This is a genomic window from Streptococcus sp. 1001283B150225_161107_H12, assembly GCF_015552665.1.
GTDB lineage: Bacteria > Bacillota > Bacilli > Lactobacillales > Streptococcaceae > Streptococcus.
Genome location: NZ_JADNFC010000003.1, coordinates 61,433 through 84,488 on the forward strand (window position 1 = coordinate 61,433; position 23,056 = coordinate 84,488).

General features: G+C 43.9%; 20 protein-coding genes. 3 read left to right on the forward strand and 17 right to left on the reverse strand.

Annotated features, from left to right (window positions below; genetic code table 11):
- Window positions 1-119 precede the first annotated feature (119 nt).
- Window positions 120-1,457, forward strand: a complete 1,338-nt coding sequence (locus I2C87_RS05515) for a sodium-dependent transporter (RefSeq protein ID WP_195324186.1) — start codon at window positions 120-122, stop codon at window positions 1,455-1,457.
- Window positions 1,458-1,497: 40 nt separating this feature from the next.
- Here I2C87_RS05515 and I2C87_RS05520 read toward each other — a convergent pair whose 3' ends face one another.
- The 6 genes from I2C87_RS05520 to tsaB all read right to left on the reverse strand — a co-directional run bounded on the left by I2C87_RS05520 (window position 1,498) and on the right by tsaB (window position 5,519).
- Entirely contained in the window at window positions 1,498-2,169 is a 672-nt protein-coding gene (locus I2C87_RS05520; protein ID WP_229046236.1) for a hypothetical protein, read from the reverse strand.
- Window positions 2,170-2,291: 122 nt separating this feature from the next.
- Window positions 2,292-2,621: an AzlD domain-containing protein gene (locus I2C87_RS05525; RefSeq protein WP_129269951.1), complete on the reverse strand. Its 330-nt coding sequence runs from the start codon at window positions 2,619-2,621 to the stop codon at window positions 2,292-2,294.
- The gene (locus tag I2C87_RS05530) at window positions 2,608-3,303 is read right to left on the reverse strand and encodes an AzlC family ABC transporter permease (RefSeq protein ID WP_156676971.1); all 696 of its coding nucleotides are present in this window, start codon (window positions 3,301-3,303) and stop codon (window positions 2,608-2,610) included. The genes I2C87_RS05525 and I2C87_RS05530 overlap by 14 nt, the downstream gene beginning before the upstream one ends.
- Before the next feature lie 86 nt (window positions 3,304-3,389).
- Window positions 3,390-4,412, reverse strand: a complete 1,023-nt coding sequence (gene tsaD / locus I2C87_RS05535; RefSeq protein ID WP_129269949.1) for a tRNA (adenosine(37)-N6)-threonylcarbamoyltransferase complex transferase subunit TsaD — start codon at window positions 4,410-4,412, stop codon at window positions 3,390-3,392.
- On the reverse strand, window positions 4,402-4,839 hold the full coding sequence (rimI, locus tag I2C87_RS05540; RefSeq protein WP_129269947.1) for a ribosomal protein S18-alanine N-acetyltransferase: 438 nt from the start codon (window positions 4,837-4,839) through the stop codon (window positions 4,402-4,404). The genes tsaD and rimI overlap by 11 nt, the downstream gene beginning before the upstream one ends.
- Window positions 4,836-5,519, reverse strand: coding sequence for a tRNA (adenosine(37)-N6)-threonylcarbamoyltransferase complex dimerization subunit type 1 TsaB (tsaB, locus tag I2C87_RS05545; protein ID WP_129269945.1), 684 nt, complete (start codon window positions 5,517-5,519; stop codon window positions 4,836-4,838). Before tsaB ends, rimI begins: the two co-directional genes overlap by 4 nt.
- 283 nt (window positions 5,520-5,802) lie before the next feature.
- Here tsaB and I2C87_RS05550 point away from each other — a divergent pair, with 283 nt between their 5' ends.
- A complete protein-coding gene (locus I2C87_RS05550) occupies window positions 5,803-6,033 on the forward strand; it encodes a DNA-dependent RNA polymerase subunit epsilon (protein ID WP_006595537.1) in 231 nt (76 codons plus the stop codon).
- A gap of 3 nt (window positions 6,034-6,036) precedes the next feature.
- Window positions 6,037-7,719: a ribonuclease J1 gene (rnjA, locus tag I2C87_RS05555; protein WP_129269943.1), complete on the forward strand. Its 1,683-nt coding sequence runs from the start codon at window positions 6,037-6,039 to the stop codon at window positions 7,717-7,719.
- 97 nt (window positions 7,720-7,816) lie between these two features.
- Here rnjA and glnA read toward each other — a convergent pair whose 3' ends face one another.
- From glnA to purR, 11 genes are all read right to left on the reverse strand, one after another.
- Window positions 7,817-9,163 carry a type I glutamate--ammonia ligase gene (glnA, locus tag I2C87_RS05560; RefSeq protein ID WP_006595535.1) on the reverse strand — a complete coding sequence of 449 codons (1,347 nt, stop codon included), beginning with the start codon at window positions 9,161-9,163 and terminating at the stop codon, window positions 7,817-7,819.
- A 41-nt stretch (window positions 9,164-9,204) separates the two neighbouring features.
- Complete coding sequence (locus I2C87_RS05565) at window positions 9,205-9,570, reverse strand: MerR family transcriptional regulator (RefSeq protein WP_048715733.1); 366 nt, start codon at window positions 9,568-9,570, stop codon at window positions 9,205-9,207.
- A gap of 69 nt (window positions 9,571-9,639) precedes the next feature.
- Complete coding sequence (locus I2C87_RS05570) at window positions 9,640-10,173, reverse strand: FUSC family protein (protein ID WP_048690848.1); 534 nt, start codon at window positions 10,171-10,173, stop codon at window positions 9,640-9,642.
- Window positions 10,174-10,319: 146 nt separating this feature from the next.
- Entirely contained in the window at window positions 10,320-11,519 is a 1,200-nt protein-coding gene (locus tag I2C87_RS05575; RefSeq protein WP_195324187.1) for a phosphoglycerate kinase, read from the reverse strand.
- 200 nt (window positions 11,520-11,719) lie between these two features.
- Window positions 11,720-16,555, reverse strand: coding sequence for an endo-beta-N-acetylglucosaminidase (locus I2C87_RS05580; RefSeq protein ID WP_195324188.1), 4,836 nt, complete (start codon window positions 16,553-16,555; stop codon window positions 11,720-11,722).
- A 233-nt stretch (window positions 16,556-16,788) separates the two neighbouring features.
- Window positions 16,789-17,799 carry a type I glyceraldehyde-3-phosphate dehydrogenase gene (gap, locus tag I2C87_RS05585; protein WP_006595530.1) on the reverse strand — a complete coding sequence of 337 codons (1,011 nt, stop codon included), beginning with the start codon at window positions 17,797-17,799 and terminating at the stop codon, window positions 16,789-16,791.
- A 254-nt stretch (window positions 17,800-18,053) separates the two neighbouring features.
- Window positions 18,054-20,135 carry an elongation factor G gene (gene fusA / locus I2C87_RS05590; RefSeq protein WP_048690854.1) on the reverse strand — a complete coding sequence of 694 codons (2,082 nt, stop codon included), beginning with the start codon at window positions 20,133-20,135 and terminating at the stop codon, window positions 18,054-18,056.
- Window positions 20,136-20,509: 374 nt separating this feature from the next.
- Window positions 20,510-20,980 carry a 30S ribosomal protein S7 gene (rpsG, locus tag I2C87_RS05595; protein ID WP_003003105.1) on the reverse strand — a complete coding sequence of 157 codons (471 nt, stop codon included), beginning with the start codon at window positions 20,978-20,980 and terminating at the stop codon, window positions 20,510-20,512.
- Window positions 20,981-20,999: 19 nt separating this feature from the next.
- Window positions 21,000-21,413, reverse strand: a complete 414-nt coding sequence (gene rpsL, locus I2C87_RS05600) for a 30S ribosomal protein S12 (protein ID WP_001142332.1) — start codon at window positions 21,411-21,413, stop codon at window positions 21,000-21,002.
- Window positions 21,414-21,629: 216 nt separating this feature from the next.
- Entirely contained in the window at window positions 21,630-22,166 is a 537-nt protein-coding gene (locus I2C87_RS05605) for a hypothetical protein (protein WP_048690856.1), read from the reverse strand.
- Between the two features lie 21 nt (window positions 22,167-22,187).
- Window positions 22,188-23,012 carry a pur operon repressor gene (gene purR, locus I2C87_RS05610; protein WP_048690858.1) on the reverse strand — a complete coding sequence of 275 codons (825 nt, stop codon included), beginning with the start codon at window positions 23,010-23,012 and terminating at the stop codon, window positions 22,188-22,190.
- Window positions 23,013-23,056 lie beyond the last annotated feature (44 nt).

Here is a 23,056-nt window from a genome sequence, read left to right on the forward strand (position 1 = left end):
CACTTTGCGTTTTTATGGCTATTTAGTTCGTACTAAATAGCCTTTTTCTTTTGTCTATGAAAGAGCCTTTGCTGGCCTTTGCTTTCTTCCTATATTTGAACTAGAAATGGAGAATCCATATGGAAAAATCTCAATGGGGTTCCAAAATTGGCTTCATCCTAGCCTCTGCAGGTTCTGCAATTGGCCTTGGGGCTGTTTGGAAGTTTCCCTATATGACCGCCGCTAACGGGGGCGGAAGTTTTCTTCTCGTTTTTTTGATAGCAACTCTACTCATCGGCTTTCCCCTCTTACTGGCTGAATTTACTCTAGGACGTGCAGCTGGTGTCTCTGCCATTAAAACCTTTGGAAAACTTGGTGGCCGTCGCCTCTACGATGGAATCGGTTGGATTGGGGCCTTTGCCCTGTTCATCCTCCTCTCCTTCTACAGTGTCATCGGTGGCTGGATCTTGATTTATTTAGGGGTTGCCTTGGGAGAGTTATTCCAACTTCTTACAGTTAACGACTACACCCAGCTCTTTGGGGAGATTATTTCAAATCCCTGGTTGGCTCTTGGAGCCCAAGCAATCTTCATTCTCCTCAATGTCTTGATTGTTTCCAAGGGGGTGGAGCAAGGCATTGAAAAGGCCTCAAAATTCATGATGCCCCTTCTCTTTATCATTTTCTTAGTCATGATTGGTCGTTCCTTAACCCTAAATGGCGCTTGGGATGGAGTCAGCTATTTCCTCAAGCCAGACTTCTCCAAGATGACCAGTCAAGGTCTACTCTATGCTTTGGGCCAATCCTTTTTCGCCCTCTCGCTAGGGGTGACAGCCATGTTGACCTATGCTTCCTATTTGGACAAGGACACTGACCTGGTCCAATCCGGGATTTCCGTCGTCTTCATGAATATCGCCGTTTCCATCATGGCGGGCTTGGCGATCTTCCCAGCTATGTCAGCCTTTCAAATCCCTTCTACTAGTGGACCGGGACTCCTCTTTGTAGTCCTTCCACAAGTCTTTGATAAGATGCCTTTTGGAACTCTCTTCTACCTGCTTTTCCTTCTTCTCTTCCTCTTTGCGACTATTACCTCATCCGTCGTCATGTTAGAGATTAATGTCGGGAACGTCACCAACCAAAACAACAAAAAGCGGGCTAAATGGAGCCAAATCATTGGTCTTCTGACCTTTGTATTTGGGATCCCATCTGCCCTTTCCTATGGAGTACTATCCAAGTGGACCCTCTTTGGAAAATCCTTCTTTGATTGCATGGACTTTTTGGTTTCCAACCTCCTCATGCCTTTTGGAGCTCTCTGCCTCTCCCTATTTACAGGCTATATCTTTGATCAAGTCCTAGCCCAAGAAGAACTAAAGGTGGGAGAAGAGAAAACCAAGCACTTCTTCTTCAAGCTCTGGGTTTTCTTGCTTCGCTTTGTGATCCCAATCGTCATCCTCATTGTCTTTATTACACAATTTATCTAAAACAAAATCCACGACTCCTTAGGGATTCGTGGATTTTTCTTTATTTTGTAAGGGAAACACGGAAATCATTGTATTTGTTATAATCAAAGTCTTCATTAAGCCCTGTTACAAATACAATCGGTGTATAATGGCCCTCTTCTAAGATGAAGCCGGGTTTTACCTTCATATTGGCTCCCCCAAGTCCAGCAATCCCTGGAAGAAGGGCATCAAAAGCGCCAGGTTCGTCTGTTTCCCAGTAATAGACATTACCAGATGCTTGAACTGCCTTGGCTTTCGTTGTTGCAGTACGAACAGGATTCAAATCAGCTTGATAAAAGTTCGCTGTTGTAGTGACCGTACCGTCTGCAGCCACGGTCATTTGAACATCTTTGGCAATTTCGGTTGTTCCTGTCCAAGTCCCTACCAGCTCTTCTGGCACCATTTGAGACGAATCTGTGGCCTTATCAGTGCTTGCTGCACCAGATCCTGCAGCGGTTTGACCTGAGTTTCCTGCATCTTGAGAAGCAGCTTGTGCCCCTTCTTGCGAATCCGTTTCAGTAGATTTTGTCTCTTTCTTACCAGAAGCTGCCTTTGTTTTTTTCTGACTAGACTTCACCGTCGTTTGTGCTTCTTTGGCAGAAGATTTGTTCTCTTCTTTTTTTGAACCACAGGCTACGAGTAGGCTTGCAGAAGTTAATCCTAAAAGTGCTAAACTTGTCCATTTTTTCATCATGATGATCCCTCACTTCATTTGATAAAAACTATTATATTACAATATTACTCAATGTCAAGTATTTTTGAAATATTTTTGTAATATTTGTAACAAACAGTAATCTATCTAAAAATTCAGGGGATTCAGGCGACAAGCAAACGTGAGAGGGCAACCAAGACAATCCCGAATAGAACCGTACCCATTAGATTTTTGTAGCGAAAGGCTACTATCATGGTCGGAATGGTTGCGACCAGATCCACCCACCGGACCTGAGGAAGCTGGCCTACTTTCCCCTCTACCAGACTGGAAAGGATCAAGGCAAAAATAATAGCAATGGGGAGGTATTTTAGAAAACGCAGAACTGGATCTGGCAGCCCCCGGTATTTGACCAAAACGAAGGGCAAAATGCGCGGAATCCAGGTGACCACTGCGGACGTCAAAATAACTAAGAAAATCCAACTATTCACGCGCATCGCACATCACCCCCACGAAACAGCCTGTTAAAGTAGCCACTAAAACGGCCAAGGATTGGGTCAAAAAGAAGGTCAAGAGGAAAAAGCTAAAGGCCACAGCACCTAAAACAAGGAGCAAGGTAGCCATCTTCTCCGTCAAACGCATACCTTGAAACTGACCTGCAAAAATCCCAATAAACATAGCAACTAAGGCGAAGTCCAGGCCGAAGGCACTAGGATTGGGCAAGAGAGACCCCAGGGCTGTCCCCAAAATGGTTGAGGAGCCCCAGGCCAGATAACCGACCACATTATTGCCATGCATCCAGGGAACAGTGATCCGGTCACTTTTCAATTTTTCACTCAAATAAACCCCGTAACTTTCATCTGTCAACAAACTACCAATTCCAATATTATGGACCAGGCTAGCCTCCTTAAAATCAGGGGAGGTATGCAGACTCATGAGCATATTACGCAAATTGATGAAAAAGACGGTTAAGGCAATATTCATGAGGGACGAATGAACCGCAATCAAAGAGATCATCGCAAACTGAGAAGCCCCTGCGTAAACCAAGAGACTCATCAAGCCCATTTCTAAAGGGGAGAGATAGGGAGACGCCACCACACCACAGGCCAAGCCAATACTGATATAACCCAAGGCTGTCGGAAGGGCATCCCTGACCCCCTGCTGAAAATTCTTTTCCACTCTTTCTTCCTTTCTTTTTTGATGCTCTCTATTATAACAAAAAAGGGACGGGAATCGTCCTCCCGTCGTTTATGTTCGTTTTTTAACTAATCTAAGTTCTCTTCTATCGGATCAAAAGCAAGGCTAGGCTTAGCATTGAGGTCTAATCTAGCAAAATTTCCCTTATTCCATTCGCTGACACTGGCATAGGCAATCATCCCCGCATTGTCCCCGCAGAGGCGTAGAGGAGGAATGATGACCTTAACATCTGTGATCTCAGAAGCCAGGCGTTCACGTAATCCTTGGTTGGCCGCGACTCCTCCCGCCACCACCAGGGTCTTAACAGGGTATCTTTCTAGGGCTTTTTTAGTCTTGGCCATCAAGATATCCATCACCGCTGCTTGGAAGGAAGCCGATAGGTCTTCCTTGGACAGGCTCTCGCCTTTTTGCTCGGCATTGTGGTGGAGATTGATAAAGGCTGATTTGAGCCCTGAGAATGAGAACTCCAGATTGTCTTCCTTGATCATGGCACGTGGGAAATCGTAGATATCCTGACCCTTATGTGCCAACTCGTCAATCTCACGACCGGCTGGATAGGTCAAGCCCATTACGCGGCCGACCTTATCATAGGCCTCACCCACTGCATCATCACGTGTTTCCCCAACGATCTTATAATCACCCGCCTCCGAGACATAGACCAACTCAGTGTGTCCTCCGCTGACCAGCAAGGCCAAGAGCGGAAATTCTAAAACCTCAACGCTTTGAGCGGCCATCAAGTGCCCTGCCATATGATTGACAGGAATCAAAGGAATCCCATGGGCCCAAGCAAAGGCCTTGGCTGCAGCAAGACCGACCAAAAGAGCTCCAACCAGACCTGGTCCGTAAGTTACCGCAACCGCTGTGACTTCTTCTTCTGTAATTCCCGCTTCTTCTAGCGCTTCCTCAATACAGGCCGTAATGACTTCGACATGGTGCCGACTGGCAACTTCTGGAACCACTCCCCCGAAGCGTTTATGGCTTTCAATTTGGCTGGCAATGACATTGGACAAGAGCTCTGTATCGTTCTTTAAGACGGCGACACTGGTCTCATCACAAGATGTTTCAAATGCCAAAATATATCTATCCTTCATTTGCTTCCCTTTTCATCATAATGGCGTCTTCGGTAGGTGCATGATAATACCCTTTCCGACAACCAATTTCTTTAAATCCTTGTTTCTGATAGAGAGTCCGAGCCGGAGTGTTTCCTTCTCTCACCTCTAAAAAGACCTCTTTCTCCTGAGGAAGGATTTCTAATAGCTGACGAGCAATCCCTCGCCCTTGCCACTCTTTTCGAACAGCAATTTGGACGACCTCTAGCTCATAGAGATTTTCTTGCATGGCCAAGAAGCCGACCAATGCTTCCCCACTATAGGCCAAGGCATACCAATTTTGAGGTTGACCGATATCCGCTAGGACTTGCTCCAAGGTCCAAGGACTTTGTCCATAGACATCGTCTAAGATTTCTACCAACTGAGGGGCTAAATCGAATCGCCCCGCCTCCTTCTCGATTCGGATCATAGGCGTTTGATGTAGGACTGACCGGACTCTTGATGGTCCTTGAGCCAGTTTTCTTCAGCTTCTACCCGCTTGAGGTAGTTGGGCACAAAGCCATGAACGGAGACAGCTTCTTTTGTAAGTCCTAGTCGACCAATCCGTACCGCATCCGGTAGGGTTTCTACCATCTGAGCATTTGGCAAGGCTTCTTGTATCTGTTCACGAAAGGCCTCCACTTCCCCAAGGAAGGTCACCTTTTCAGCTCCCTTTACTCTTTCTAATACGGCTTCAAAAGAAAGGTGAGCCTCCGGGTAGACCAGCTGATCCTCTTGGTAAAAGCCCGCATAGACATGGTTGCGCCGCGCATCCATGACTGGAATGGCCAGACCTTCTATCTCTTCTGGTACCAAGGCTAGTAAGCTCGACACCCCTACTAAGTCAATCTTTAGCGTTTGAGCTAGGGTTTTAGCCGTTGCTACCGCAATTCGTAAGCCGGTATAGGATCCAGGCCCTTCTGCTACTACGATACGGTCCAAATCCGTCGGTTTCCAATCAATGCTGGCCATTAAAAATTCAATAGTAGGCATCAAGGTAATGCTGTGGTTTTTCTTGATCGTCAGTGTCAACTCTGCTAATCGGTTTTCTTCCTCCAAAAGGGCAACGGATAGGGCCTTACTGGAGGTGTCAAATGCTAATACTTTCATGTTTTCTCCTCGTTGTCTGCTTCATATTATACTACAAATAGACGCCAAACGGTAGAGGAAGCACCCTCAGACTGTGAAATCAACTGCTCTCTATCCCTTCTAAAAAAGCGCTTCCTTCTGCTCTCAGAACCCGCTTGCATCTTTTCCTTAGAGCCTATTTATGGTATAATGAATAATAATTGTATCGAATCAGGACAAAAGAAAGCAAGAATAGGTGTCTCAGCTAGCTACTAGCTGTTTCTTTTCTGCTACAGTCCGAACATGTGAAAGGAACCGAAACGAAATGATTTACAAAGTTTTCTACCAAGAAACAAAAGAACGCAACCCTCGTCGTGAAACGACTCATGCCCTCTATCTCGATATTGATGCGAAGAATGAGTTAGAAGGACGCATTGAAGCTCGTCGCCTTGTTGAAGAAAATACATCTTACAATATCGAATTTATCACTCTCTTGTCAGACCAACACCTAGAATATGAAAAAGAGTCTGGCGCATTTGAAATTACGGAGTTCTAATCCATGGCATATACCTTAAAACCTGAAGAAGTTGGTGTTTTCGCCATTGGAGGTCTCGGGGAAATCGGTAAAAATACCTATGGGATTGAATACCAAGACGAAATCATCATTGTGGATGCAGGGATCAAGTTCCCTGAAGATGATTTGTTAGGGATTGATTACGTGATTCCTGACTATTCCTATATCGTTGAAAATATCGATCGTGTCAAAGGTGTCTTGATTACCCACGGGCATGAAGACCACATCGGAGGAATTCCCTTCCTCTTGAAGCAAGCCAATGTGCCAATCTATGCTGGACCTTTGGCCCTAGCCCTTATTCGTGGAAAATTGGAAGAGCATGGCCTCCTTCGTGGTGCCAAACTCTATGAAATCAACCAAAATACGGAGTTGACCTTTAAGCATATTAAAGCAACCTTCTTCCGTACAACCCACTCCATTCCAGAACCTTTGGGGATTGTTCTTCATACGCCTCAAGGAAAAATCGTCTGCACAGGAGACTTTAAATTTGACTTCACACCTGTTGGTGAGCCGGCCGACCTTCACCGGATGGCTGCACTAGGAGAGGAAGGCGTCCTCTGTCTGCTTTCTGACTCAACCAACGCGGAAGTCCCAACCTTTACCAACTCTGAAAAAGTCGTTGGCCAATCCATTATGAAGATTATTGAAGGCATTCATGGACGCATCATCTTTGCTTCCTTTGCATCCAACATCTTCCGTCTCCAACAGGCTGCAGATGCCGCTGTTAAAACTGGCCGCAAGATTGTTGTCTTTGGACGCTCGATGGAAAAAGCCATTGTCAACGGAATTGAGCTTGGCTATATCAAGGTACCACCTGGAACGATTATTGAACCAAGTGAAATCAAAGACTACCCGGCAAACGAAATCCTCATTATGTGTACAGGTAGCCAAGGGGAGCCTATGGCGGCACTGTCTCGTATCGCTAATGGAACCCACCGCCAGGTGCAATTGCAACCGGGTGATACCGTTATCTTCTCATCTAGTCCAATTCCTGGGAATACAACTAGTGTGAATAAATTGATCAATATCATCTCGGAAGCGGGAGTCGATGTCATCCACGGTAAGATTAACAATATCCATACCTCTGGACACGGTGGCCAACAAGAACAAAAGCTCATGTTGCGCTTGATCAAACCCAAATACTTCATGCCTGTCCACGGTGAGTACCGTATGCAGAAGATTCACGCTGGACTTGCGCGTGATTGTGGAGTAGAAAAAGATAACATCTTCATCATGAGCAACGGAGATGTTCTTGCCCTGACGGCTAACTCAGCTCGTATCGCAGGAAGCTTCAATGCTCAAGATATCTATGTCGACGGAAATCGCATCGGAGAAATCGGAGCGGCTGTCCTTCGTGACCGCAAAGATTTATCAGAAGATGGGGTTGTCCTAGCTGTTGCGACAGTTGACTTCAAGTCGAAATTGATTTTAGCTGGACCAGATATCCTCAGCCGTGGCTTCATCTATATGAGAGAGTCCGGTGACCTGATCCGTGAAAGTCAACGCATCCTTTTCAATGCTATTCGAATCGCCTTGAAAAACAAAGATGCCAACATTCAAACCGTACACGGTGCCATTGTCAACGCCCTTCGTCCTTTCCTTTACGAAAGCACGGAACGTGAACCTATCATCATCCCGATGATTTTGACACCAGATGAAGAAAATTAAGTAAAAAGAATGGATGAGACCTGTTGGTCCCATCCATTTTCTTTGTATGAAAAATGAGCCAGGTCATCAAACCTAGCTCATTTTTGGATAAATTTGCTTAGTACAAGTCCAAGTAGTTATCAATTTCCCATTGTGAAACAAAGGTTGCATAGCTTGCCCACTCGATCCGTTTGGCTTCCAAGAAGCTGGTATAGATATGTTCACCAAGAGCATCCTTAACAACTTCGTCTTCGGTCAAGGCTTTCAAAGCATTGTGAAGGGTAGATGGGAGGTCAGTGATTCCAGCTTCTTTACGCTCTTCTGCAGTCATGATGTAGATGTTTTCTTCGATAGGAGCTGGTGCTTCGATTTTGTTCTCAATCCCGTGCAAACCAACTTCCAAGAGAACAGCCATTGCAATATAAGGGTTGGCCATTGGGTCTACTGAGCGCAACTCAAGGCGTGTTCCCATACCGCGTGAAGCTGGTACACGAACCAATGGTGAACGGTTGCGGCCAGCCCAAGCGATGTAAACAGGTGCTTCATAACCTGGAACCAAACGTTTGTAGGAGTTAACGGTTGGGTTCATGATGGCTGTGTAGTTGTAGGCGTGCTTGATCAAACCGCCAAGGAAGTGATAAGCTGTTTCTGACAACTGCATTCCTTTTGGATCATTTGGATCAAAGAAGGCATTGTTTCCTTCAGCGTCGAACAAGGACATATTGCAGTGCATCCCGGAACCAGCAATCCCAAATTTTGGTTTAGCCATAAAGGTTGCATACAAACCATGTTTGCGAGCAATGGTTTTGACAACGAGTTTAAAGATTTGAATCTTGTCACAAGCACGAAGCACTTCATCGTACTTAAAGTCAATTTCATGCTGACCTACGGCCACTTCGTGGTGACTGGCTTCTACTTCAAATCCCATTTGAGTCAAGACATTGACGATCTCACGGCGAGTGTTATCAGCAAGGTCTGTAGGCGCCAAATCAAAATAGCCACCCTTGTCATTCACTTCAAGAGTTGGATCCCCATTTTCATCGAGCTTAAAGAGGAAGAACTCTGGCTCTGGTCCAAGGTTGAAAGATTTGAAGCCAACTTCTTCCATGTGACGAAGGGCACGTTTGAGGTTCCCACGTGGGTCTCCTGCAAAGGGTTCCCCTTCTGTTGTATAGACATCACAAATCAAGCCTGCGACACTACCGTTCTCATCTCCCCAAGGGAAAACCGTCCAAGAGTCCAAGTCTGGATAGAGATACATATCAGACTCATTAATCCGAACAAACCCTTCGATAGAAGATCCATCAAACATGGCCTTGTTTGAGAGAACCTTTTCCAACTGTTCATCTGTCGCTGGAATTTCAACGTTTTTCATGGTCCCTAAGATATCTGAGAACATCAACCGAATAAAGGTTACATTTTTTTCTTTGACTTCGCGACGAATATCTTCAACAGTAATTGACATGTGTGTCTCCTTATGAGTATAGCATTTAGCAAAAAGAATGATCAGCGTAACTGACCATATGGCGATGAGGTTGTATGAAAGCGACTTTGCTGGAGAATGTCACGGTGAAGGGCCTTACGGACATCCTTTTCACTGACAATCTTGGCAGCTTGACGTTGAGCTTCTTTCTCAGCAATCCGTTTTTTAATTCCTGCAATATTAAGGCCTTCAGATAAATAATCCTTAATTTCCAACAGGCGATCCATATCGTTGAGAGAAAACATCCGACGATTGCCCTCTGTTCGATCTGGAGTAATGAGTTGTTGATCTTCGTAGTAGCGAATTTGACGAGCTGTTAAATCTGTCAATTTCATAACACTACCAATCGGAAAGACCGCTAACGTTCGTCTTAATTCCTTTTCTTTCATACAAGACCCCCTTTCTATTCTATTATAACGCAAAAAAAACCGATGTCAAGATTAAAATGTCACATAATCTCACATGGTTTTTTTTCTTTCTTTTATAAAGTCCCGAATCCGATCCACATCTGAATTGACTAAAATCGCAACGAAGACTCCGATAAAGGTTTCAAAGATGCGGGCAAAAACATATAGGAACGTTTCTCCTGTCGGAATGGAGAGGGTGATGATCAACATGGCTGAAACTCCACCGATGATTCCAGCTTTGTTGTTCATAGCGACGTTTGTCATTATGGTTAACATGGTCGCAATGGGCACAAAAATCAGGGTCACCCAAAAAGCATTGTGGAAGAGAATCTTGATCATAAAGAACAGCAGGGCATAAAAACCACCGATGCTGTTACCCATCACGCGCGAAGCTCCGAAGTGAACACTCTTATCAAAATCTTCTCTCAAACTAAAGACAGCTGTCAGCGCCCCAATCTGCAAGCCCCGCCAGCCAAAGATACCAAAAATCAATAGAACCAGAAAAACGGCTATCCCTGTTTTGAAGGTTCGCATTCCTAATCGAAATTTGGAACGGTCAAATTTATGTCGTTTAAAGTAATCCATTGTCCCCTATCTTTCTATCTCTTTTATTCTAACATATTTCTAGAAAGGTTCAAGCGGGGAAATGAAGATCAACTAGCTTCCTTCTACTCACATCCAATAGAAAAAGCACCTTTCGGTGCTTCTTCTATGGTTCATGAGGAACCGTCTTATTTTTCAGTCAAGGCTGCAAGTCCTGGAAGAACTTTACCTTCAAGAAGTTCCATTGAAGCTCCACCACCAGTAGAGATCCATGAGAACTTGTCTGCACGTCCAAGGTTGATCGCTGCGGCAGCTGAGTCACCACCACCGATGATTGATTTAACACCTGGTTGTTTTACGATAGCATCCATCACACCGATTGTACCAGCTTGGAAGTCAGGGTTTTCAAATACACCCATAGGTCCGTTCCATACAACTGTTTTCGCACCAGTCAAAGCTTCGTCGAATTTAGCGATAGATTTAGGACCGATATCCAAACCAAGGAAACCTGGGTCTACTGCTTCACCTTCAGTGTCTTTCACTTCAGTGTAGTCAGCAAATGCGTTTGCTTCTTTTGAGTCAACTGGCAAGATCAATTTGCCGTTTGCTTTTTCAAGAAGAGCTTTAGCGACATCCGATTTGTCTTCTTCTACAAGTGAGTTACCGATTTCGATACCTTGAGCTTTGTAGAATGTGTAAGTCATACCACCACCGATAAGAACTTTATCAGCTTTTTCAAGCAAGTTTTCGATCACACCGATCTTGTCTGAAACTTTTGAACCACCAAGGATGGCTACGAATGGACGTTCTGGAGCTTCAACTGCTTCTTGGATGTAAGCAATTTCGTTTTCAAGAAGGAATCCAGCAACAGCTTTTTCAACGTTTGCTGAGATACCAACGTTAGATGCGTGTGCACGGTGAGCTGTACCGAATGCATCGTTTACGAAGATACCATCTCCAAGTGATGCCCAGTATTTACCAAGTTCAGGATCGTTTTTAGATTCTTTCTTGCCGTCAACATCTTCGAAACGAGTGTTTTCAACCAAAAGAACTTGTCCATCTTCAAGAGCGTTAATCGCTGCTTCCAATTCAGCACCACGAGTAACACCTGGAAGGAAAGCAACGTCTTGACCCAATTTAGCAGCCAAGTCAGCCGCTACAGGAGCAAGTGATTTACCTTCTTTGTCTGCTTCTTCTTTCACACGTCCAAGGTGAGAGAAGAGGATTGCACGTCCACCTTGTTCAAGGATGTACTTGATTGTTGGAAGAGCAGCAGTGATACGGTTGTCGTTAGTGATCACGCCATCTTTTACAGGTACGTTGAAGTCAACACGAACGAGAACTTTTTTCCCTTTCAAGTCAACGTCTTTAACAGTCAATTTTGCCATTGGATATGACTCCTTCTATTTTTAATACATGATAATTATATCACAAAAGCTGTAAAAGAGGTAGAAAAATAGTGGATTTCTACCTCTTATTAGCAAGTCTGGAGTCCTGCTCCTTGATTAGAATCTGCATTATAAAACCTCCCTTGTTTTTTACAAAGGAGGTTTACGATTGAATTTAACATTTAAAGACGCTTAAAAAGTTACTCTTCTTTCTTCTTGCCAGCTAAGAGGAAGCCACCAAGCGCTGCTAGGAGAACAGCTTCTGCTGCAAACGTAGCCTCTAAACTTGCCGTTGTTGGCAATTCCTTGTCAGTATCTTTGCTAGCTTGATCTTGTTGAGAAGTTCCTGCTTTAGATGGTGTTAAATAGCGATTCAAAACTTGTTGAACTCGTTGATCCAGAAGGTCTGATCCGTTTTCCTTTTGATTCAATGGATCAGTTGGTTTCGTCGGATTCACTTGTTCTGGTGTCGGTTGATTGCCATCCGGTTGTTCTGGTTTTGTTGGATTCTCCGGCTGAACTGGTTGATCTGGTATCGCTGGTTGATCCGGTTTAGTAGGCTCCTCTGGTTGAACAGGCTGATCAGGTTTAGCAGGTTCCTCTGGTTGAACAGGCTGATCAGGTTTAGCAGGTTCCTCTGGTTGGATCGGTTGATCTGGTAAGACTGGACTTGGTGTCTTATAGACAATCGCATAGTGGGTAAAGTGAGGAGCGGTAAAGATGACTACATCTCCAACTCTCTCAAAGGCCAAGGATTGAGGTGCTTGACTTTCTGGGAAGAAGAGAACTTGCTCCACTTCTTTATCCTTATCCACAGGGATTTTCACAAGGGATGGATGCTGGGTATCGACATCCTGACCACTTGCATCGACTCCTTCGATATCAAAGATAGTCGCTTCTCGTCCCTTCAGCTCTTCTTTTTCTGCCTGATTGGCTTCAACTTTCGCGACTTTTAGTCCCTTAATAGCAGTAGGCTCCAAGTTAGAGAATTGAACTTCGACTCCAGTCGCAGGGTCTACAAAGACAGCCGGCTTATCTTCTTTCAGGAGCGCAATCAAGGTTTCTAAACCTGTTTTTGCGGTTGCGAGCGCTTCAGGAGTGAGTTCTGAAGAGTCTAGGAGTTCTTTATTTTTCTCAACCAGTGCCTGTAAAGCGTCACCAGAAGGGTGATTTGGCTTGCTTGCTAATAGAGCAGTCGCTTCCTCTGTCAGAGCAGAAAGAGCGTCTTTCTCTTTGACTAGATTAGCTTGTCCATCCAAGGCTTTCAAGAGAGCGGTCAATTGATTCAACTGCTCATTGACTTGATCTTGTGTGCTGGTATCATGCTCTTTCAAGACTTTTTCAGAAGCAGCCATTCCAGCCAACAAGGCTTCTTTGACTTCAGGACTGGCAAATGTAAAGTCTACTTTGGCTTTTGCAGCTTCAGCTTCAGCTAATTTTTGCTTAAGGTATTCATCATTGAGAGCTGGTTTTGGATTGACGAGGACATCAAAGCTTGTGCTAGCTCCTTTGTAATGGACGGTGATGGTTTGACGGCCTTCCTTGGTTGCATCAAAGCCAGTTACTTCCACACCTTCATCGGTCAAGGCGTGCGTTTCGGTTGTTTCATCATCAAAGACAACTGTAAAGCGTCCGCCTTCTTTTTCAAATGCTTCTCCGACGATATATTCTACTTTTGGTTTGTCGGTCAATTCTAGACCAGCAACTGCTTTTTCACCTGCTTCCTCTGCACTGACCACAAAAACAGTGAGAGTCTTATCCAATTTCTGACCAAGGTAAGAAACTTCTAGGTGTTGTTCTCCAAGCTTGCTACTGTCAAATCCATGAATCTCTACACCTGAGTTGGTGAGGTTGACCAGTTGATCTGCTTGGCCATCTTTATAATGAACACGGAGAGTCGCCCCTTTCAAGGAAAGAGCATCCCCTTCCCGGTAAACCTTCTTGGTCAAACCATCTTCAAATTGAAGTCCCGCAATTTCTTTATCATTTTTTGGAACTTCGATCGCTAGAACATTACTGATATCTTTGCCAGGTTCTTGCGCACGATAGTAGAGAAGAGATGGGGTTGATTCAAAAGCCAGTGGTTTAAAGATCAGATTTCCAGCTTGATTGGCTGTCATGGTCGCAATTGGGCTAGTCGCTTCTTTATCGGCATAAAGAGTCAATGTGGTATTGGCCGGAACATCTTTGAAGCCGACTTGGACAAAATGATTGCCTAAGTTTTGCGCCGCAGCATGTTTCATTGGGATGTTGACCGTTTCCGTATCCAGACTTTCATACATCTTCCAGTTGTAAATCCGGATGGCTTGCCATGGGGTTCCGTTATCTGCCGTAATGACATGGAGACGCCATTCTTGAGCCTTGATTGGACGGTCGAGTGTAATGTCGGACACATGGGCTTTATTGCCACGAACTTCCTTAGCGAGCTTCCATTCACCCGCTTCATCCTTGTAGTAAAGGTCGAAGTCACGGGTATTCATCTTTCCATCGTCGACAGATTCTCCACCCGCACCGGCATGGTCCATGACCCAACGAACAATGGTCCGTGGTTGTGTCAAGCGAATATCGACGGTTCCACTCAATTGAGCAGAAGACCATTTATCTGAAAGACTGGTAATGGTACCATTTAACATACCTTCGATGCCTTCACTACCATCCGCATCTGGGAAGCTCGAACCAATGACTTTGGCTCCAATCACCACGTTTGGTGCAAGGGCTTTTGGAAGACTGGTATCTGACACGGTCATACCCCAATCAAAGGCCACAGTTCCTGCATCTGAACGTTGGCCGTTCTTCCCAACTGCCACAACCTTGAGGTCCTGAGTCGTTCCTTCAGCACTTGCTGAACGGCTAACTTTTGGTAGATAGACGGTTGTCGCAGAAGACCCTGTTAAGAGACGCCAGTTGTCGCCGTCTTTTTCATAGACTTCATAATAATCTGCGTCCGCAACCCCTTTAAAATTAAGGACAGCCTCCGCTTCCTGGGCATTTTGCAGGCGTTTTGCCCGAACAGTCACTTCAGATGGGGCTACTGGTTTTTCTTGGTTGGACGTTATCGACAATTGACCGAGGTTGAACTTGTAATCTTTGACATCTGCATCATGATCAAAGAACATCTTAACGGCATAAATAGTCTTACCCGCCAAGCCTCCCAAATCAAAGGTTTGAGTAGACCAATCCGCACTCGGTGTCAATTCCTTCCATTCGTATTCAGAGTAGTCTTCTTTTGTGGCAACAGCTACCCAAGCAGCAGCCCCGACCCCACCCTTGTGAGACACACTTAATTTTGTCGTTTCTGTCACAGGAATCTTAGTAGAATAGAGCATAACATTTTGACTGCTATTAGCTTTCAAATCCCCTTCAAAGGTTAAAGAGTTCCCTCCATTGTAGGCTTGATCAAAATCATAACGCCCTTTCAATGGCGTACTATCTTCACTATGCTCTACCCACCAGCGCCATGTTGGAAGGTAGCCAGAAACAGAACGGTAGTTCCACTCCCCTTCTTTAGAAATCTTGCCATCCACAAACCAATGTTTGCCGTGGCCTGTATTAAAGGACGTATTGAAATCAGCACTTGTAATTGGAGTTTTATCCACTACTAGATTGGACATCCCGTACCAAGATTGGTCTGCTGGTTTTCCTTTGGTTGGATCCCCTTGGAAACCAGTCCAGAATAGATCTTCATGGGTATGGTAACCTTCTCCTGTCTTTCCTAGACCTGTAATGGTATCAGGTGCATAAAGCCCAAGAGATAGACGCAACTTGCCATGATCATCTAAAATCGCATTCCAGTCCACATTGGTCTTATAAGAGCCTCCTTTTTGGAGCTCGAGTCCAGCTAGAACATCATAAGGATTGCGGTTAATCCATTTGGCTGTACTGATGGAATAATCAACTTCTGATTTGCCCCAGTTAAAGTTGGCAAAGAAGGTATCAACTGGATTTTCCCCATTTTCAGGCTGCATGAAATTGTAGTTGTACTCACCCAGTGCATTTTCATGGTAGCGACCATATTCATAGGTCATAGCATCATACCAGGAATACTTAATCGGATAGTTGATGCTCTTCGCATACTCCTTAGTATAAAGAAGGAAATCTCTTAATTTTGGCCCCAAAGGCTCTACTAAGTTCCCTGTTGTTTCTTGGTTGATAAAGTAGCCATCAAAACCATAGTACTTCGCTAAATCCACCAATTTCCGAGCAATCGGGAAGGTTTTTGAGCCTTCACTATCTTCTTTCAAGGTTTCTGCAAAGCGTTCTTGATCCTTAATGCTACTAGACCAGTTGTAAAAGAGTGTTCCATAAATAGGAACCCCATTTCGGTGAGCCGCATCAATCACGTCTGCTGAAGGGACAAGTCCTTCCCAAAAGACCATAGAATCCAAATATTGCCAGTAGTCAAAAGCATAAGCCTTAAACTCTTCCCCACCGACGGAAGCATGATCCTTAGCCTTTGAGTTCATGTTAGAAAGGGCTTGGATCTTTGCATCTGGGTTGGCTTGCTCGTTGATTTGCTTCCCTTGAAAACGGCTAGCTAGGGGAACACTTGCTCGGTTCAAATCATCATCTACTCGTTTACCAGGTTCCCATTTCAACAAATCATCCCAAGTATCAAATTTGACCTCTTTTGGTCTTAATTGTTTTTCTTCATTGGTTGGTAAATCTTCCACTTTTTCTGCAGCTACTTTTGGTTGTTCCGTCGCTGAAACGGCTGGAGTATCTGCCGTCGGGCTAGCTTCTGGAGTTGCAGGACTAGCCTCTGTCGTAGCTGGAGTTGCCTCCTCAACTGGTTTTGCTGTTTCTCCAGTTGGCAAAGCAGCATCTGCAGTGTAGACTCCCGCTTCTCTGATCAAACGATTGACATCTTCCGTATTTGCTGTGGAAGCTTCTAAGGGTTGTTCTTTAGTCGCATGCGTCTCATCTGCTGAGACTGCCCCCGTTCCTAAAAATGCCAATCCAATCAATGCAGAACAAACTCCCACACTAAACTTTCGGATACTAAAACGTTGTTGTTTTTCAAATTGATGACCTTTCATCTTGACCTCCTCAAATGGATTTTTTCTTTTTCTTGAGCGATTTCCATTGGCTCCTTCCTCTACGACTTGTAATCGCTTTCATTTCTTTGTATTAGAAATCTCCAATCAAGAATAGGATACCGAATCCAGTTAACACTGTCAATCCATTTTGGCAAGTCCTATAATATGATGAGGAAGGTCTAAAAAAAGTACAAAAAAAGAGGAGGTTACCCTCCTCTCATCATACAGATGAATTATTTAGCAATTTTTGCGAAGTATTCAAGAGTACGAACAAGTTGTGCAGTGTAAGACATTTCGTTGTCATACCATGAAACAACTTTAACCAATTGTTTACCGTCAACGTCAAGAACTTTAGTTTGAGTTGCGTCAAACAATGAACCGTAAGCCATACCTACGATATCTGAAGATACGATTGGATCTTCTGTGTAACCGTATGATTCGTTAGCTGCTGCTTTCATAGCTGCATTTACTTCATCAACAGTAACGTTCTTTTCAAGAACTGCAACCAATTCAGTAACTGATCCAGTTGGAGTTGGAACGCGTTGTGCAGATCCGTCCAATTTACCGTTCAATTCTGGGATTACAAGACCGATAGCTTTAGCAGCACCAGTTGAGTTAGGAACGATGTTAGCTGCACCAGCGCGAGCACGACGAAGGTCACCACCACGGTGTGGTCCGTCAAGGATCATTTGGTCACCAGTGTAAGCGTGGATAGTAGTCATCAATCCTTCTACAACACCGAAGTTATCTTGAAGAGCTTTAGCCATTGGAGCCAAGCAGTTTGTAGTACATGAAGCACCAGAGATAACTGTTTCAGTACCATCAAGAATGTCGTGGTTAGTGTTAAATACAACTGTTTTAACGTCATTTCCACCAGGAGCAGTGATAACAACTTTCTTAGCTCCACCTGGGTGCAAGTGTTTTTCAGCAGCTTCTTTCTTAGCAAAGAAACCAGTTGCTTCAAGAACGATTTCTACACCGTCGTTAGCCCAGTCGATTTGTTCTGGATCACGTTCAGCAGAAACTTTAACGAATTTACCGTTAACTTCGAATCCACCTTCTTTAACTTCCACAGTACCATCGAAACGACCTTGAGTTGTGTCATATTTCAACAAGTGTGCAAGCATAACTGGATCTGTAAGGTCGTTGATGCGAGTAACTTCAACACCTTCTACGTTTTGGATACGACGGAAAGCAAGACGACCGATACGACCGAAACCGTTAATACCAACTTTAACTACCATTCGTGATTTCCTCCTTATGAAAATCAAAAAATTTTTTATGTGAAAAGAGTAACTTGATAGGTTACAAATCATCTTTCAACAATATTATTATATACTTTCTTCCCCTAAAATGCAACTGATTTCATTAGGATTAGAAATATTACACAAACTTTCATATTCATTTTCACTATCTCTTATGAGGAAGAGGTCTAAAGCTCTTTTCGAATCAAAAAAGCTTTCCTCATAGGAGGAAAGCTTTTAGCTAGACGGTAAAATTATGCTTCACCTTTAGCTTTTTTAATGATTTCTTCTTGTACTGATTTCGGTACATCTTCGTAGTGGTCAAATACCATCATGAAAGTACCACGTCCTTGAGTTGCAGAACGAAGGACAGTAGCGTAACCGAACATTTCAGCAAGTGGTACATAAGCACGAACGATTTGGCTTGCACCGTGTGCTTCCATACCGTCTACACGTCCACGACGAGCAGTTACGTGACCCATAACATCCCCAAGGTTTTCTTCAGGAACTGTGATAGTTACAAGCATCATTGGTTCAAGAATAGCTGGTTGTGCTGATTTAGCTGCTTCTTTAAGAGCAAGAGATGCAGCGATCTTGAAGGCAGTTTCAGATGAGTCGACATCGTGGTATGATCCATCGTAAAGCTTCGCTTTTACGTCAACCATTGGGTAGCCAGCAAGTACACCGTTAGCCATAGATTCTTGAAGTCCTTTTTCTACTGCAGGGATGAATTCACGTGGAACCACACCACCGACGATCGCATTTTCGAACTCGAATCCTTTACCTTCTTCGTTTGGAGTAAATTCGATCCAAACATCACCAAACTGACCTTTACCACCAGATTGACGTTTGAAGAATCCACGTGCTTGTGTAGAAGCGCGGAATGTTTCACGGTAAGATACTTGAGGAGCACCAACGTTTGCTTCAACCTTGAATTCACGTTTCATACGGTCAACAAGGACATCCAAGTGCAACTCACCCATACCAGAGATAACTGTTTCACCAGTTTCAGGGTTTGTTTCAACGCGGAATGTTGGATCTTCTTCAGCCAATTTTTGAAGGGCAATACCCATCTTATCTTGGTCTGCTTTAGATTTTGGCTCAACCATCAATTGGATAACTGGTTCTGGAACTTCGATTGACTCAAGGATAACTTTTGCTTTCTCATCAGTCAATGAGTCACCAGTTGTTGTATCTTTCAAACCAACAGCAGCTGCGATATCTCCAGAGTAAACTGTTTCGATTTCCATACGAGTGTTGGCGTGCATTTGAAGGATACGTCCGATACGTTCACGTTTACCTTTAGATGTGTTCAATACGTAAGATCCAGAGTTCAAGACACCTGAGTACACACGGAAGAATGTCAAACGACCTACGAATGGGTCAGTCATGATCTTGAAGGCAAGCGCAGCAAATGGTGCTTCATCAGATGCTGGACGTTCTTCTTGTTCGTCTGTATCTGGGTTGATACCTTTAATCGCTGGGATATCAAGTGGGCTTGGAAGGTAGTCAAGGACTGCATCCAACATCAATTGAACCCCTTTGTTCTTGAAGGCAGAACCACACAATACTGGGAAGAATTCAACATTGATAGTTGCTTTACGGATAGCAGCCTTCAATTCTTCGTTAGTGATTTCTTCACCTTCAAGGTATTTCATCATCAAGTCTTCATCAGTTTCAGCAACTGCTTCAACCAATTTTTCACGGTATTCTTGAGCTTGGTCAAGGTATTCAGCTGGGATATCTTCTTCAAGAATGTCTGTACCAAGGTCGTTGGTGTAGATTTCAGCTTTCATCTTGATCAAGTCGATGATTCCACGGAAGTCATCTTCCGAACCGATTGGCAATTGAATTGGGTGTGCGTTTGCTTGAAGACGATCATGAAGTGTGCTTACTGAGTAAAGGAAGTCAGCACCGATTTTATCCATCTTGTTCGCAAATACGATACGAGGAACACGGTATTCAGTTGCTTGACGCCAAACTGTTTCTGTTTGAGGCTCAACACCTGATTGTGAGTCAAGAACCGTTACAGCACCGTCCAAAACGCGGAGTGAACGTTGTACTTCGATCGTGAAGTCCACGTGTCCTGGTGTGTCGATGATGTTAACACGAGTGTCTTTCCATTGAGCGGTTGTCGCAGCAGATGTGATGGTGATACCACGTTCTTGCTCTTGCTCCATCCAGTCCATTTGTGACGCACCTTCGTGAGTTTCACCGATTTTGTGAATTTTACCAGTGTAGTAAAGGATACGCTCAGTTGTAGTTGTTTTACCAGCATCGACGTGGGCCATGATACCGATATTACGAGTTTTTTCAAGTGAAAATTCGCGTGCCATGAGGTTTTGTTCTCCTATATTTTTTATTTCTATACTATTATAACATGATTTAACAAAAACGGATAGGCAGGACCTACCCGTTCTCATTGTTTATTCTGTTTGGTTTAGCTGATTTGAGCTCAATTGAACCCAGGCTAAAGTTAGTTAGCCGATTTGAACCCGAGCGAGGCCCGGCGCAAAAAAGATAAACTGCCTTGTGTTCATGGAACACTGTATCAGTTTCCTATTTTTGCCTTGGGCCTTTTGCGCTCTTGGTATCTTAATTGAACTCGGGCTAAAAGCTCGGAAAATAGATAAGCTTTCCTAGAATCTTTGATTCTTCGTCAAGCTTCCTAATTTTCAGTCGCTTTTTTAACGCCCTCAGTATCTTGATCTTACCAGCGGAAGTGTGCGAAGGCACGGTTAGCTTCAGCCATACGGTGAGTGTCTTCACGTTTCTTAACTGCTGCACCAGTGTTGTTTGCAGCATCCAAGATTTCTTTAGCAAGGCGGTCAACCATTGTGTGCTCACCACGTTGACGAGCGATGGTTACCAACCAACGAAGTCCAAGTGTTGTACGACGTTCTGGACGAACTTCAACTGGGACTTGGTAGTTTGATCCACCAACACGACGTGCACGTACTTCAAGTACAGGCATGATGTTTTCCATTGCTGTTTCAAATACTTCAAGCGCGTCATTTCCAGTAGCTTCTTTGATTTGCTCAAAAGCACCGTAAACGATTGAAGCTGCTGTACCACGTTTACCATCAAGCATAACGCGGTTGATAAGACGAGTAACTAGTTGTGAATTGTAAAGCGGATCTGGCAATACATCGCGCTTTGGAGCTCTATTTTTACGACTCATTTCTCTTTATCCCCTTTCCTTATGCTTTTGGACGTTTAGTACCGTATTTAGAACGGCCTTGTTTACGATCGTTAACACCTGCAGTATCAAGTGCACCACGGACGATATGGTAACGTACCCCTGGAAGGTCTTTTACACGTCCACCGCGAAGAAGCACCACGCTGTGCTCTTGCAAGTTGTGTCCGATACCTGGGATGTAGGCAGTAACTTCGATCAAGTTGCTCAAACGTACACGAGCGAATTTACGAAGGGCAGAGTTCGGTTTTTTAGGTGTCATTGTTCCAACACGAGTTGCAACACCACGTTTTTGTGGTGAAGAAACGTTTGTTTGAACTTTTTTATGACTGTTGTAACCAACGTTCAAAGCTGGTGATTTAGATTTTTCTACTTTTGATTTACGCGGTTTGCGAACCAATTGGTTAATTGTAGGCATCTACATTCTCCTGTATTTTTTTATTTTTGGTGATGATACACTTGGTGACAGCTACCATCTGTGTGTACTTTTGCAACATTTGTCAGCACGTCCCTGTACACTCTTGAGAGACCAAAAGTAAAAAGTACCGTCTATTATTGTAACATAGCGGCACTTTCACTGTCAAGATTTTTTTCTCTTTTTTGCACGATTGCTTCTTCTTAAAATCGCGCTAGATTATTGTTCAGATTGTTGCGTTACAGCTGGTGTGGTAGCATTCGAAACCTGAGGAACCTCATTGGACTGATACTGAGGGACTTCTGCTGGAACGACTTGCTGAGGTTGACCTGTTTGGCTAGCTTGATTCGTATCAGTTGATTGAGTATTCTGGTTGGTTTGCATTCCGTAATAGTCTACAATGTACTGAATACGAGCTTGAAAGGCCTGTTTTTTGGTTTCGTCCTTCACTTTTTCTACGGCCTCTTTGGCAGCGGTTAAGGTTTCTTGAGTTGCAGTCGTTTCAAAATGAGCAACTGCTTTTTCAGCCGCTTCAGCGATTTTCGCTTCCTCTTCTTCTTTGGCCTTTTTAGGATCTTTCTTCTTAATAGGAAGAGAACCTGTTTTTTTGGTTTCTCGCTTCACTACTGTAACTTGGTCTGCAGAATTTTTACGAACCGTATAAAGCCCACCGACAAGAACTCCTGTCAAGATGAATATCGTTGCCAATCGAAGCCATAGGGGACTACGATCAAAACGGTCTAAAATTGTTTTCATTTTCCTTTCTCCCTCTCCAGCTTAGTCCTTATCAAAAATATTTCCGATTTCTACATCAATTTTATTTTCTGCTACATCAATATTGGTCACACGTAGAAGTGACTTGTGATCAAATAAATCTTTACTTCTAGCCGAAGCATTGTCCGCAAAAATAGCAACTCCTGCCAACTCTGAATCGAACTCAGCTAAGAGGCTAACCATCCCACTGATAGTTCCCCCTCCTTTAAGGAAGTCATCGACAATCAGAACACGGCTTCCAGCTTTCAAACTACGTTTAGATAGGAACATTTTCTCAATCCGATCGCCACTGGAACCAGATACGTAGTTGACACTGACCGTTGAGCCTTCTGTAATTTTCAAATCGCGTCGTACAATGACAAAAGGAACATTTAAGACATTCGCTACCGCGTTTGCTAATGGAACACCCTTAGTGGCCACCGTCATGACTGCATCGATTTTTTGATCTCGGAAGGCCTTGGCAATAATGCGTCCGATATTATTTAAGATTTTTGGATCACTTAGCAAATCCGAAAGGTAGATATACCCACCTGGTAAAATCCGGTTACTTTCTGACAATTGATTGCACAAATTTTGGACAATTTCTTTTGAATCTGCATCCGAAATCGATGGTGTAAAGATGACCCCTCCACCTGCACCAGTAAGAGTTTCAATGCTTCCAATTTCCATTTCTTCAAAGGCCCGTTTAATAATGACAATGTCCTCAGAAATAGATGATTTGGCAGATTCGTATTTTTCGGCAAATGTATTTAAACTCGTCAATTCGTAGGGATGATTAATCAAGTAATTCGAGATCACAACCATCCGCTCACTTCTTCTTAGCTTCATTTTCTCTCCACATAGTTTTTTTTATTGTATTATACCATATTATA